This window comes from Halalkalibacter alkalisediminis (assembly GCF_028610705.1).
In the GTDB taxonomy this organism is placed as follows: Bacteria; Bacillota; Bacilli; order Bacillales; family Bacillaceae_D; genus Halalkalibacter; species Halalkalibacter alkalisediminis.
This window is the reverse complement of the sequence record NZ_JAQQWT010000032.1, coordinates 15010-28628: the sequence shown is the minus strand read 5'-3', so window position 1 is coordinate 28628 and position 13619 is coordinate 15010. Positions and strand designations below refer to the sequence as shown.

Sequence of the window (13619 nt, the reverse complement as noted above, 5' to 3'; positions counted from 1 at the left end):
CTTCTGAAATACTTCTTTGGATTTTCTTTTCACTTTTCTTAGTGATCTTATGATTAAAGATTTTACATCCATACCATCTTTAATCCGTTCATATGATTTTTCGAATTTTGCTGAGTTACAGGGGTATTGCTCTCCATTGGCATCTGTGATTAGGTAATCCCCTGGATACCCTTTTACAGTTCCTTCAGATGTCTCAATGGTAATGGTCCTCGAGATTTTCACGGCTTCCACAACAACAGGTTTACTTCGGTATCTGGCCACACATATTTCCTCCTTTCATATATTTTCTCTCCACTTATTCACCATTGTTATATGTTAATACAGCTTATTCACATGAATTCAAAACGTGAAAAGCGCTACATTCATACAGTAGGTGAATCTTTTCTCTACTCAATCTAGTATTGTGAAATTCTTAGATTAAGATCTATTGTAGAAAGTTTAAACATAAATAGTAGTAAAGGGTGTTATATTACCGCTCAAAAATGGGTAAAAAGAAGATGAGAGGTGATAACTATTCATACGAAAACGATTCATTATGTTAAATGGGGAAATGCTATATTATTGGCTTTTTTACTAGCTAGTTGGATTAACATTTTCTTAATTCAACCATATGTTGTCAGCGGAAGTTCGATGGAACCAACTTTGACAGGGGAAGATCTGTTAGATACAGATAAAGTTGGAGATCGAATTATAGTGTTTAAGAGTGCTTATACTTTAGGGAATATTCCTGAATATGGTGAAATGGTTATCATTGATAGTCGGGTTAATTATATAAGGACGTTTAAAGATCAAATATTTGATAGTCCCTTTTTATCTCTCTTTGCTGATAAAAGGGAAAAGGGAAACATTTGGATTAAGCGTGTAATTGGTGAAGCTGGGGATACAATTGAATTTAATAATGGAAATATTTATAGAAATGGTGAATTGTTAGTAGAAGATTATATTAAAGAAGAGATGAATGTAACGAATGATGTATTTGTCATACCCGATAATCATGTTTTTGTCATGGGAGATAACCGGAACAACAGCTCAGATAGTAGAGCCATTGGTCCTATTCCAATTGAGAATCTAGTAGGTAAAGTGGTTTTGAGATTTTATCCATTTGATCGAATTAATTTACTATAATACAAAATATGAAAATAAGAGCCTTTATTGATATTAACGCTATCATTAGAGGTTCTTTTGTCGTAAACTTAAAGAAGTTTGTTAAAAAGTAAAAGAACCGTGTCGAAAAAAGTAGAAAAACACGAAACGATTAGTAGACCTAATTCTTGTTTTTAAGTAAAATAGATGGAAGAGCAAAAAAGGGGAGAATGATAGATGCAACCATTAAATCAACCTAGATGGATCCTCATATTAACAGTGGTTGTTGCTTTTGGATTTATTACCACAATTATCATTAAAGTGAGTAATGTTCTAAGCGAATCCTCTTATAGTGAAAGAACAGACGAACAAACCAAAGTGACAATAATTACTTCAGACGAGGTCGTCGACCAAAGCTGGGGAAGTTTAGCATACATTGGACAACTTAAAATAGAAGAACAATTTCCTATTGAGGTTACTTTATATAGTGAAATTAATACAGAAGCCTTACAATTAGAGACAGTTGAAAGAGCTTTAGAGGACGGTGCAAAAGTAATCATTGGTCATGGGAGAGAGTTTTCAGATGTTTTTACAGAACTGGCACCGACCCATTCGAATGTGAATTTTGTTACGATCCATGGTCATGCTATACATGAAAATCAATCTGTCTATTCATTTAATCAAGGAGTGATAGAAGCAAAAGCTGGAATAGCAGCAGCTCTAATTACAGTAACAAATAAAGTAGGTTTGATCGATGCTATTGATGCACGTGAGGAACAACCTCAATTTGAAGCAGCACTCTATCAATCTAATCCAGAAATTGCATTTTACTATAAGGTCGTCGACAGTTGGGATGATGATGCTAAAGCAGGAGAATATATGAAGGAAATGATTGATGAGGGCGTAGATGTTATTTATGCAAGAGGAAATGGGTTTAATCGCGCTGTTATTGAATATGGACGACAAAATCAAATTTATATGATAGGGTACTTAGAAGATCAGTCCTATATGGCAAGTGAATGGATCTTAACTAGCGTAATGAATGATGTTTCTCAGATGTATGTTGCGATCATGAAAGATTATTTTAGTGAAGAGGGCATACAGCATGGAGTTAAACTGTTAACCGAAGAAGATGGAGTGTACCAGCTTGCTCCTTTTGGACCGATGTTTACAAAAGATGATTTACAATTTATTGACAATGAAGCAAATAATCGTGATTAATGTGAAGTGGGGAGAAATATGAAAAATCTTGTTAAGAAAATGTCATTTCGTAATAAAATTTTAATTGTTCTCCTTTTAACTACTATGATTCTTAGTAGTTTTTCTTTCGTTTTAATTCAATCGATTGATCAGGTTAATTCCGTAAGCTATGAAATCAATCAAAATACGATTCCCGAATTGGTCTGGATTACTCATTGGCAACAAGAACTACTAACAAGAAAAATGATTATTGAAAGTTATCTTGAAAATAATCATTGCTGTTCTTTAGTAGAATCCTATCAATCTTTTATCGCAACTTCTGATGACGAGATTAAATTGTCTCATGGTGGTCCCCCTCCTTCCTTAGTACCATTAAAAACAGAAATTGATCTGTTAGACTTTACGATTATAAATAAAGCACAAGGACTGATTTTATTTAGTAATCATGCGATCTTAGAAACCTATTTGGTGAACGAATATCTAATCCAATTAGGAACGATTAACGATCAACTTAATCTTAAAAAAAACAACGTCATTTCGTCTCTAAATAATCATACGAATCACTTTTCAACGATTATTAATGAGTCGTTATGGTTGCTATTAATTTTAACGATTGTCGCTATTATTGCTGCTGGATTCTCAGCTTATCGAATTAGTTCAAACTTAACAAAACCGATTGAGAGGCTTGTACAAAAAGTCGATCAGATTGCCAATGGTCACTACGGAATGACGGTTGAAGAAACTTCTCAGGTTGAATTTAGTCACCTTACTAGTTCCATTAATAAAATGTCTTTAGGTTTAAAAGAATCCTTTGACACGATCTTAAAAGATAAAATGTATCGCGAACAAATATTAAATTCACTTCCGGTTGGAATTATTACCTTTGACAAAAGGTCATATAATGTTTCATTGAATCTTACAGCGAAGCAACTGCTAGGAAATGAGGAATCGGTTATTTCGGTTCCATTAAATAGATCTAAAGAGAACAAAACGTTTTGGGACGCCTTGGTTTCAAAAGAAATCATTAACAATGTGAAAATCCCTTATTATACGTCGAAAGAGGAACGATCTTTGCTAATTTCTCAATCTGAGCTTATTGATCAAAAGCAGGAGTCTATAGGAAGAATTTTTTATTTTATAGATATTACAGATACCGAGAAGTTAGAAAAAAGAATGCATCATTCTGAAAAATTAGCTCTTGTTGGGGAACTAGCTGCTGGTGCAGCTCATGAAATACGCAACCCCTTAACGGTTATAGATGGCTTTTTAAATCTTATGAACCGATCGTTTACTGGAAAAGAAAAAGAAAAGTTTCATCTTCCGTTAATATTAAAAGAGCTTCAAAGGATAAATGCCATTATAGAAGAAATGCTACTTCTTACTAAACCAAGTGCTCCTCATTATAAAGAATTTTTTTTGGAGGATATAATAAATGATATACTCCCGTTAATTCGACATTCTGTTGAACATAAGAATATTAAATTCTCCATAAACCTCGAAAGAATTTCAATGAGGGTTGATGGAAAGCAGATGAAACAAGTATTTCATAATCTAATCAGAAATAGTATAGATTCCATGGATGATCAAGGTAATATTTTCATTTATTCACGCAGTAAAGCAGATGAATATGAAATATATGTAAAAGATAGCGGGAAAGGGATACCGGAATTTATTCAGGCTTCTGTTTTTGATCCTTTTTTAACGTCTAAAGAAAAAGGAACTGGGTTAGGATTGACAATTGTTCAAAAGATTATCGATAATCATGATGGCAAAATTAAGTTGGCTTCTTCTAGTGAGGAAGGTACAACATTTTTAATTACATTGCCTCTTAAATAGACCATTTATAAAAAAGCTAATTTTGATATACTAGTTTGAGTATATCAAGGTTAGCTTTCTTTGTAATAATGTGGTTCTGGTAAGTGGTTGCCCCTCACTTCATGTTGAACGAACAATGCTGCTAAAGGTATTTCTTTTAATGAATGCATAAAGTAACCCAAATTACAAAGAGAGGGTGGGAACGAATGACAAGAAAATATGTGATTGATGCTGTCGATAAAAACTTACATGCTTCTTTTAGCAATGCGTATGAGCCTATTTTAACCGTACAGTCGGGTGATTCAGTACAATGTAGTACCATTGATATCGGCTGGGGAAATAACGATAAAGACGGAGGTAGACATGAATATTCATCAAGAGAAAAGGAGCAAGCTTGGGGGCATCCAATTATCGGTCCGATTGGGATTGAACAAACGAAGCCTGGTCTCACGTTGGAAGTGAAGATTAATGATATTGTCCCATCTTGGTATGGATGGAATTGTGCTGGGGGGAAATGGAATTGGCACAATGACCAATTGGGACTAGTTAATGCGAAGCAAATTAAGCTTGACTGGGTTCTAGATTCGTCTAAAATGATCGCATCTACCTCCATTGAAAAACAAACCTTTACGGTACTGTTTAGGCCCTTCATGGGTGTTAAGAGGAATGCACCTAAAGAAGCTGGCGTTCATTCTACAATCCCACCACGTTACTGCGGAGGTAATATAGATTGTAAAGAGCTTGTTTAAGGAAGTACAGTCTATTTACCGATCTCCGTTGATGGAGCGTTGTTTTCAATTGGTGATGGTCATGCAGCCCAAGGAGACGGTGAAGTTTCAGGGCAAGCAATTGAATGCCCGATGGACCTCGTAGATATCACTTTAACTGTTAGACACGATATGCCATTAATTCTGTCGAAAGCTAATACACCAACTGGTTGGATTACATTCGGATTTCACGAAAATTTGAATCAGGCAACGATTATGGCATTGGAAGAAATGATCTTGCTTATTCAACACATCCACAAAGTGGATAAAACAGAAGCTACCGCATTAGCAAGCGTTGTTGTTGACTTAAGAATTACGCAAATCGTAAATCAAGTAAAAGGCGTTCACGCAGTATTGCCACATGGGTATCTTCGGAGCTGAGTGGTATGTTAATGAATACATATACTTAATGTAGTCGAGAAAGGATGAAAGGTGGAGAACATATAATTTTTTACAGAAGTCTTCCTAAAACTTTCACATAATGTGATTGAAAACTCATACGTGGGGTCAAACTAGAGGTAGTCATTCAAGATTAGAAAGCATCTTACATAAAAGGGGCGGATTATTGTGACATTAGACTGGTTTGATAGAGTTACTGAAGAGCTTCAAGATGATTTAGAATCCATTTGTGATAAGTATGATCAGATAGGTCATATGTCTATCGACAAAGGTGCCAAACATCCACGTATTGAGTTTTTCGTTGAATTAGAAAACTTTGAGCGTGAATATTTTTGCACACTTTTCTTTGATCCGTTTAACAACGAATTCTATATTGAGTCCTTTGATCTAGACTTAGACTTAACTTCGAGAACGATCCTTGAAGACATTGAAGATATTATTGATGTTGTACACGAGAGTTTTCATGATTTCATTAACGATGACGATGATTACGAAGAAGCGATAGAGTATAGAGCTGATGACGAATATGAGGAGGAGTACTATGAAGAAGTTGACGATGACGCTGAAGAATATGAAACGTTAGAAGTCGACTGGGAAACTCCGGAAGTCACAGCCTACATTGATGATACGGAAGAAGTTGAGATTACTTATAAGTTTGGAGTCATTCCGGAAACAGGAGATGGAATTCTTCAACGAATTAACCGTGTTCGAACTGAAGACGATGACTTAATTAAGGATGAATTCAATTTTATCTTTAGTAAAGACGAGGCAAGCACGATCATCGCAATGATCGCTAGTCATATGGATTCCATCAAGAGCATGGATGTTGAATAATAAGTAAAAAAGCATTATTAAACAGTAATAAATGTTTGGGTGAATTCCTTCCATTTGTTACTGTTTTTTGTTAAGAATGCTTTTTTATATTTAATTTGTTTTGAACTACACTGAAGGGTTGCATAAAAAATTCTTTATGCAACCCTTTTTCAAATCAAAATAGAGGTAACTGTACGAAGTTATTTTCCTTTATCCCATCCGGTTCGCTTTTCAAAATGTCACGTCCATATTTATGAAAGATATCAACATGAGCTAGAAGACCTTGTTTTGCTTCATTAAGCGCTTGAATGTAGTCTAATTCTCTACCGCTGTTTGTTTTAAAAGCTATTAAGTCCCCGTCATCGTTTTTTCTAACGGCAACAATATATTCTAGAGACGAATTCCCTTCTGGTGGATTTATCGAACTTTTTTCTTCAAGTTGTCGACGATATTGCTCGAAGACTTCCTCAAAATGATCTTGTGCCATGTGCGTACCTCCTTTAAATGGTTCCTTTTAGTTTGCTCAAACTTAGTTTTGTGAATCATTAAAGTTGATTTAGCTAGAAAATCTTCTTAATAAATTAGACTACTAAGGACAGACTAACATGGAAGTCAACTTTTAAATTAATCTTTACAATCCCTTTACAATATCTTAACAATTCGTTTCTTTACATTGTGTTCACATTTTTTTAATATTGAAAAGGGGAATATAATTTTTGTTGAAATTTGTCGACAGAGAAGAAGAGAAGGGTTGATGAAATGGATTTGCAGACAATTTTGTTTATGTTTTTTGGAGGCTTGGGTATTTTCTTATTTGGTATTAAATATATGGGAGATGGACTCCAAAAAGCAGCAGGTGATCGTTTAAGAGATATATTAGATCGCTTCACTACTAATCCTGTAATGGGAGTGCTTGCAGGACTTATTGTAACAATCCTTTTACAGACAAGTACCGGTACGACCGTGCTAACCATTGGTCTAGTAAACGCAGGTTTTATGACCTTAAAACAAGCCATTGGTGTGATTATGGGTGCAAATATCGGAACAACTGTTACAGCCTTTATTATAGGTATTAAAATCTCAGCATACGCATTACCGATTATCGCACTTGGTACATTTTTAATATTCTTCTTTAAAAACAATAAAGTAAATAATTATGGACAAGTTATTTTTGGATTTGGTGCTCTTTTCTACGGGCTGAACTTAATGGGTGATGCAATGAAACCTTTAAGAGAAGTCCAAGCCTTTACAGATTTAACGATAAGCATGAGTGATAATGCCCTTTTAGGTGTTTTAATTGGTACGATATTCACTGTGATTGTTCAAAGTTCTTCTGCTTCAATTGGTTTACTACAATCACTTTATTCACAAGACTTAATTAACTTACAAGCCGCTTTACCAGTATTATTTGGTGATAACATTGGTACAACCATAACGGCTGTATTAGCTTCAATTGGTGCGTCTATTGCAGCAAGAAGAGCTGCTTTAACTCATGTTATTTTTAACCTAATTGGTACTACGATCGTGTTGTTAATATTTAAGCCATTTTTATTTTTAATTGGACGAATTCAAGAAGCTTTGTTATTGAATGCTGAAATGACGATTGCTTTTGCACATGGAATTTTTAACGTTTCTAATACGTTAATTCAGCTTCCATTTGTAGCGGTATTAGCTTTAATCGTGACGAAAATCATTCCAGGGCAAGATTCGGCGATTGAGTATAAGGCTAAACATTTAGATGAACGATTTATTAGAGAATCTCCGTCCATTGCTTTAGGACAAGGGAAGAAAGAAGTATTACGGATGGCAGAATTGTCTGAAAAAGGGTTGGAGACAGTTGGCCTATATATGAAAACGCATGATAAGAAGCATGGGGAATTAATTCCCCAATTTGAGGATGCGATTAACAATTTAGATCGGAAAATTACCGATTATTTAGTGCAATTATCGTCACACTCATTATCACCAGATGATTCCAAACTTCATTCAACTTTGATGGATACAATTCGAGATATTGAACGAATTGGGGATCATATGGAGAACATTATGGAACTCGTGGAATCTCAAATGGCCAATAAGGTTAAGTTTTCTGAATCAGCGATTGCAGATTTAGATGAAATGTTTGATCTTACTCTTTCGACATTAAGACAAGCTATTAAAGCGTTAGAAACAAATAATGTAGATGATGCAAGGGCTGTATTAGAGAAAGAAGAAAAAATTGATAAAATGGAACGTGATCTAAGGAAAAAACATATTGCACGTTTAAATGAGAATAGATGTACAGGATCTGCAGGAATTATTTATGTAGATATCGTAAGTAATTTAGAACGTGTTGGGGACCATGCGGTTAATATTGCCGATGTAGTAATAGGAGAAGATTAAAGAAAGAATGAAGAGCGACTTTTATAGTCGTTCTTTTTTAAGTTTAGCTCCGGAAAAACAAAGGTGCATAAAAAGCATTATTTACCGTATTCTAAAAGTAATAGAATCTTTAACGGACATAAATTTTTATCTATAACGAAATTGCTTAAGAAGTATAAGTTGATTGTATAGACGGTAGGCATTTAATATAAGGAGTATAGATAAACCACCATGTATGTAGTGAGTTTAATACAAGTCGGATTCTGAAGGAGACACTCATGAATAAATTAATGAACGTGTATCCAAAAGCAGTTGAACATACTAAAGTCAAAGTATTTGAAGATATCGATCGTTATCTAGAATTATTAGATCATTGTCCTCCGTTTGAGCAATATTTAACAGAGCGGAGTTCGTATATTGAGCAAATATGGGTCAATGTTTGGCTAAATAAGGTAACCAATGATGTTCCAAAAAGAGAGAAAAAAGCTTTGTTAGCTGAACGGAATTATATAGTGGATGGAATTGATCGAAAAATTTTAAATCGCTTATTTCGTAATGAAATGAGAACATTCAAACCCTTTAAGGTACAAGAATGGTTAATTAGTACGTTTCAAAGTGATGTTAAGAAGTGGAAAGAAACATTTGAACAAGCAAAAAAGAAATACGAATTATTCTTGATTGAAGAAGAACGAACAAAACTAAGAAGAGATTTACAACGAAAAGTGGAACAAGCTTTAGAAAAGTTATTACAGCAAGAGGAACATAGAATTTACATATATTTGCGTTACCGAGTCAGTGAAAAAATAAAGAAAGATCTAATAACGAAACCGAAGTATAAAATGATTGAAACCTTTAAAATTGAAGAGAAGTTGGAAGAGGATGGAGCCTTTTCTCCAACTGATTATTTTACCGTCTCTAAATTTTTCGATGAATTAACAGGTGAAATCCATAATGCATATTACTGGGAATATGAAACGTACTTCTATGCTTATGAGCGTTTTGTTCATCAAGTTTTGACAGATTATATTAGTGACCAGTTGGTAGAATCACTTACAGAGGAGATCCTTCAACAATACAAGGCCCTATATGACGCGTCTTTAACGGTTTCTAAATTGAAGGGTGTCGTTGATCTTACACTGGAACCTTGGCATAAAAAATATTTATCACTTATTCAATCAGAACTCCTTTCTGACTTATTAAAGGTAGCTAAAATTCCATTCGATTTTGACGTGCATACGAATATTTACAAAGATGATTTAGTTGAGAGAGAGCGAAAGAAACAGGAAGAAGAAGAAGCCATTAAGAGAAAGCAGGAAGAGGAAGCGAGAATTCTCGATGACATTTTTGGCCGTGAGTATAGACCTTCTGCTGGAAGAAGTATAAGGTATGTCTTACACATTGGGGAAACGAATACAGGGAAAACGCATCATGCCTTGCAAAGAATGATGAAAGCTCGTAGTGGTCTATATTTAGCACCATTACGTTTGTTAGCTTTAGAGGTGTATGACAAACTAAATAGCGAAGGGGTTCCTTGTACGTTAAAAACAGGAGAAGAAGAAAAAACGGTTGCAGGTGCAAACCATAATTCTTGTACGGTTGAAATGTTTCATGAAAAAGAATCCTACGAGGTCATCGTGATAGACGAAGCACAAATGCTAGCCGATAAAGATCGAGGTTTTTCTTGGTATAAAGCGATAACTAAAGCGAATGCAAATGAAGTCCACATCATTGGAAGCCGAAACGCAGAAGAAATGGTTTTACAACTTTTAGGTGACTCAGAAGACATCGAGATCTTTGATTATAGCCGTGATATTCCACTTCAAGTGGAAAGAAAAGAATTTAATATGAGGCAAACCAAAAAAGGTGATGCACTTGTCTGTTTTTCTAGACGCCGCGTGTTAGAGACCGCCTCTCAGCTTCAAAAGAATGGTTATTCTGTTAGCATGATCTATGGAAGTATGCCCCCGGAAACTCGCAAGAAGCAAATGCAGCGTTTTATAGAAGGGGAAACAAGTGTAATTGTTTCTACCGATGCTATTGGTATGGGCTTGAATTTGCCGATCCGGCGGATTGCTTTCTTAGAAAATGAAAAGTTTGATGGTTCACGAAGAAGAAGATTAACTTCTCAAGAAGTGAAACAAATCGCTGGACGAGCGGGACGTAAAGGGATATACGATGTAGGGAAGGTAGCTTTTACTTCGGATATTAAACTAATGAAGCATTTACTTCAAAAAGAGGATGAGGCTATTCAGACATTTGCCATTGCACCTACAAATGCAGTTTTTGAACGGTTTCAAAAATATTACCGTGATCTAGGTACATTTTTTGAGATGTGGGATAAGTTCGATAGTCCTAAAGGAACCAAAAAGGCAACGCTCTCTGAAGAAAAAGAATTATATGAGATCATTAGAGGTACAGAAATTGAGGCCCGTCTTTCAATGATGGATCTTTATGGTTTCTTACACCTTCCTTTCTCAACAAAAGATTCGGGTTTAATTGAGCAATGGCAAGAGAAAATGATCGCTATTATTAGAGGCGAAGAACTTCCAGAGCCGCAAATTATAAGGGGTTCCCTTGAAGAAATGGAACTATCTTATAAATCTATTGGCTTACATCTGTTATTTTTGTATCGGTTAGATAAACGAACGGAGGCCATTTACTGGGAGAGAGTGAGAGAAGAGATCAGTGATGGAGTACATGAATATTTAAAAAACGACGTGAAGAATCTAACGAAATCATGCAAGCATTGTGGGAAAAGTCTAAACTGGGATCACGCGTTCACGATTTGTGACACCTGTTATACATCAAGAGTTAAGCGAAGAGAACAAGGATATTATCGAAATAGAAGAGCTTATAAGTGATAAAAAGGACTAACCCTAGCTGATTATACCTAGCGTTAGTCCCAATGTCCTTATTCAACTCCAAGGACTCGATATCCATGTTTATTTAAATCGTTAGAATTTTACCCAGACTTGGCATTTCTTCTATATCTAATGAGAACCGTGTGTAGATAAGTTGAACCTGATTCAAAACCAATATCAGAAATGATGTTAACACCAGATTTATTCATGATTTTTGTAATTCCTAGTAGTGTTCCGACACGATCGTGAACATCTAATAAAATACGTACACCTTTTACACCCACACCAAACAAGATTCTAGCGTTTTTTTCTATTATGGAACGCTTAAGATCCCAATAAACTCTTCTTCATCTACAATGGGTACAAAGGGGTAGCGAACGATAATAGGTAAGCAATCCTCAAAAGGTCCTTTTGTAAGGTCCATTTCAAATTGAATTAAATATAGGTAACTTTTAAAAAAGGTGTGATAAAGATGTCTTCAGAAAAAATGCTTGTTTTAATTGGATTTTTCTTTGTTAACGGTTTGCTCATAGGTAGTATGTTCACCGGAAGAGATTATATCATTGAGATTATTTTATTTACAATAGTAATGAATCTACTATATGTTGGATTTTTAGCTTACCTGAAGAAAAATCCAAGGTACATTAGTTAGCTTCGGTCAGGGGAAGATAACTGCGAGGTATCAGCTTGATCTATGAATACGTTTAACACTACAAAGATGGATAGGGATGAATAAAAATCCAGTATTGAACAAGCTTAAGGGGACGTCCTTAAGCTTGTTAGCATTTAAGCTTCTTACACCATAAATGAATTGCGATGGAGACGGTGTCCCAATTCTCAATCTTCAAGCCTGTATTTATAAAATTTTATCAAATCTCGACTTTATCTACATTCAATTTTTGAGTATCTGTACTTACTTATTTAACTAGCTAAAAAGTAATAGAAGTAATTTTAGGTGAGAGCAAGGGGGAACACAATAATTCGTGACTGATAGTGAATGAGTAAATCGTTTAGGTCATAGTGAGGCAAAGCTTTTTAGGAGTCATTTGTCTCACTATGACGGTTGTTAGATCAAAAACGATAAGGCAATAATGAAAATGGATGCATGGTAAAGAAGATTTAATAAATTACTACTTAATCGTTTATTTAGCATATGGATACAGACATACGCTGAGCGAATTACTATAATAATAAGGGCAATTTTTACGAGAAGTGCTGGGATCATGATAGCCACCTCCTAGATCTTGTGTCTTCTAGTCTATGATTCATGATCCTTGTCTTATTCCGATTAAGTTGAACGAGTGATGTTATTAGTATTGACCTTTCCGTTTCTGAATTTCTTCTGCTACGACAAAAGCTAGATCGTCGTTTCCAAATAGGGCCAGGACGCCAAGTAATGTATCATCGGGAATCGGTTCAGACTCATGCTTTGGTACTGTTAAATCAATTGCGTATTGAAGAGAAGCATTTTTACCTTGCTGTGGATAGGCAGAAGTATACAATTCTGCTGGATCAAGATCATGATTGATGCACCATTGCGCAAAAACCAAAATCATCATCTGTTCGTCTTGTTGATAATTAGCGATCACTTTTTCTTCCATTTCTTTTTTATTCATCTTTTACTCCTTCTTTGCTGTTCATTAGCTCGTTTAATTGTTGATAGAATGTTTCATTGTATTGTGTAACGATATGAATTCTTGCTTTTGTAAGAGGGATCTGTTTTTTACATTTCTTCATTTGACAGATCACTTCTAATTGATTGACCTTGACTAGATATTTTTTTCGTTTTTTACATGCTGGACAGGTTGCACTTATTAGTTGAACGGTGGCTCCTTTTGAAAACTCGCCTTCTGTTGTATCCTTTGTTTCCTTTGTCAGTTCCTGAAACAAAACAGCATTTGTTGCCGCACGACTCGTACGCTTAATCAGTGTGTCAAGTGTGAGCAGGGGACTTGGGTTTTTTATTGGCTTTTTCTTAACGACAATTTTATCGTAATCATCCATTTCTAATAAACCATACCCTTTTGGTACTTCTTCCGTTGATAATAGTCCTTCTGGCGTCAAGAGATAAGCATAATGAGCCATTTGATGATACCCATAATCAGAGTGAAGGACTTCATCCCGAAAGAAGTCAGCCCTTGTTGCTTTGGCTTCTATGATTCGGGCCTCTTTTCGTTTCATATTTATACCAAGTGCATCTGCTTTAAAACGATTTCTACGGTAAAAAAGTTTTACTTCATTTGCACATAGGTCTGTCATTTTTTCTTTAAGCCAATATAAAGATTGTGTCTTAAGATGTTTGTGAATGTGACTTTCCATT

At 35.1% G+C, this 13619-nt stretch carries 13 protein-coding genes and 1 pseudogene; 8 read left to right on the top strand and 6 right to left on the bottom strand.

Annotation, left to right across the window (positions count from 1 at the left end):
- Positions 1–261, bottom strand: a 261-nt coding sequence (locus PQ474_RS21940) for a hypothetical protein (RefSeq protein ID WP_273847736.1), incomplete at its 3' end; no start/stop codon positions are given.
- 243 nt (positions 262–504) lie between these two features.
- Here PQ474_RS21940 and lepB point away from each other — a divergent pair.
- The 6 genes and pseudogenes from lepB (at position 505) to PQ474_RS21915 (ending at position 6098) form a co-directional block, all read left to right on the top strand.
- Positions 505–1125 carry a signal peptidase I gene (lepB, locus tag PQ474_RS21935; RefSeq protein WP_273847735.1) on the top strand — a complete coding sequence of 207 codons (621 nt, stop codon included), beginning with the start codon at positions 505–507 and terminating at the stop codon, positions 1123–1125.
- Between the two features lie 195 nt (positions 1126–1320).
- The gene (locus PQ474_RS21930) at positions 1321–2304 is read left to right on the top strand and encodes a BMP family ABC transporter substrate-binding protein (protein ID WP_273847734.1); all 984 of its coding nucleotides are present in this window, start codon (positions 1321–1323) and stop codon (positions 2302–2304) included.
- A gap of 18 nt (positions 2305–2322) precedes the next feature.
- Positions 2323–4119 carry a sensor histidine kinase gene (locus PQ474_RS21925; protein WP_273847733.1) on the top strand — a complete coding sequence of 599 codons (1797 nt, stop codon included), beginning with the start codon at positions 2323–2325 and terminating at the stop codon, positions 4117–4119.
- Positions 4120–4304: 185 nt separating this feature from the next.
- On the top strand, positions 4305–4847 hold the full coding sequence (locus PQ474_RS26440; RefSeq protein WP_337956388.1) for a hypothetical protein: 543 nt from the start codon (positions 4305–4307) through the stop codon (positions 4845–4847).
- Positions 4848–4859: 12 nt separating this feature from the next.
- Positions 4860–5246, top strand: a pseudogene (locus PQ474_RS26435) (acetamidase/formamidase family protein); the annotation flags it as partial.
- A 186-nt stretch (positions 5247–5432) separates the two neighbouring features.
- Entirely contained in the window at positions 5433–6098 is a 666-nt protein-coding gene (locus tag PQ474_RS21915; RefSeq protein ID WP_273847732.1) for a hypothetical protein, read from the top strand.
- A 154-nt stretch (positions 6099–6252) separates the two neighbouring features.
- Here PQ474_RS21915 and PQ474_RS21910 read toward each other — a convergent pair whose 3' ends face one another.
- Positions 6253–6564: a DUF3892 domain-containing protein gene (locus tag PQ474_RS21910; protein ID WP_273847731.1), complete on the bottom strand. Its 312-nt coding sequence runs from the start codon at positions 6562–6564 to the stop codon at positions 6253–6255.
- Between the two features lie 272 nt (positions 6565–6836).
- Between PQ474_RS21910 and PQ474_RS21905 the strand changes: the two genes are divergently transcribed.
- Positions 6837–8459, top strand: a complete 1623-nt coding sequence (locus PQ474_RS21905; RefSeq protein WP_273847730.1) for a Na/Pi cotransporter family protein — start codon at positions 6837–6839, stop codon at positions 8457–8459.
- 257 nt (positions 8460–8716) lie between these two features.
- Positions 8717–11299 (top strand): helicase-related protein, encoded by a 2583-nt coding sequence (locus PQ474_RS21900; RefSeq protein WP_273847729.1) that lies wholly within the window; start codon positions 8717–8719, stop codon positions 11297–11299.
- A 101-nt stretch (positions 11300–11400) separates the two neighbouring features.
- Here the strand turns inward: PQ474_RS21900 and PQ474_RS21895 are convergent, their stop codons facing one another.
- The 4 genes from PQ474_RS21895 to PQ474_RS21880 form a co-directional block, all read right to left on the bottom strand.
- Positions 11401–11583, bottom strand: coding sequence for an ACT domain-containing protein (locus PQ474_RS21895; RefSeq protein WP_273847728.1), 183 nt, complete (start codon positions 11581–11583; stop codon positions 11401–11403).
- A gap of 782 nt (positions 11584–12365) precedes the next feature.
- Positions 12366–12524 carry a hypothetical protein gene (locus tag PQ474_RS21890; RefSeq protein WP_273847727.1) on the bottom strand — a complete coding sequence of 53 codons (159 nt, stop codon included), beginning with the start codon at positions 12522–12524 and terminating at the stop codon, positions 12366–12368.
- Between the two features lie 85 nt (positions 12525–12609).
- Complete coding sequence (locus PQ474_RS21885; RefSeq protein WP_273847726.1) at positions 12610–12915, bottom strand: hypothetical protein; 306 nt, start codon at positions 12913–12915, stop codon at positions 12610–12612.
- Positions 12908–13618: a hypothetical protein gene (locus PQ474_RS21880; protein ID WP_273847725.1), complete on the bottom strand. Its 711-nt coding sequence runs from the start codon at positions 13616–13618 to the stop codon at positions 12908–12910. Before PQ474_RS21880 ends, PQ474_RS21885 begins: the two co-directional genes overlap by 8 nt.
- Position 13619 lies beyond the last annotated feature (1 nt).

Excerpts from the sequence above, each read along its gene's own strand:
- PQ474_RS21905 (WP_273847730.1), top strand. The coding sequence starts at position 6,837 with ATGGATTTGCAGACAATTTTGTTTATGTTTTTTGGAGGCTTGGGTATT.
- PQ474_RS21880 (WP_273847725.1), bottom strand. The coding sequence starts at position 13,618 with ATGGAAAGTCACATTCACAAACATCTTAAGACACAATCTTTATATTGG.
- PQ474_RS21885 (WP_273847726.1), bottom strand. The coding sequence starts at position 12,915 with ATGAATAAAAAAGAAATGGAAGAAAAAGTGATCGCTAATTATCAACAA.
- PQ474_RS26440 (WP_337956388.1), top strand. The coding sequence starts at position 4,305 with ATGACAAGAAAATATGTGATTGATGCTGTCGATAAAAACTTACATGCT.
- PQ474_RS21925 (WP_273847733.1), top strand. The coding sequence starts at position 2,323 with ATGAAAAATCTTGTTAAGAAAATGTCATTTCGTAATAAAATTTTAATT.
- PQ474_RS21930 (WP_273847734.1), top strand. The coding sequence starts at position 1,321 with ATGCAACCATTAAATCAACCTAGATGGATCCTCATATTAACAGTGGTT.
- PQ474_RS21890 (WP_273847727.1), bottom strand. The coding sequence starts at position 12,524 with ATGATCCCAGCACTTCTCGTAAAAATTGCCCTTATTATTATAGTAATT.
- PQ474_RS21910 (WP_273847731.1), bottom strand. The coding sequence starts at position 6,564 with ATGGCACAAGATCATTTTGAGGAAGTCTTCGAGCAATATCGTCGACAA.
- PQ474_RS21900 (WP_273847729.1), top strand. The coding sequence starts at position 8,717 with ATGAATAAATTAATGAACGTGTATCCAAAAGCAGTTGAACATACTAAA.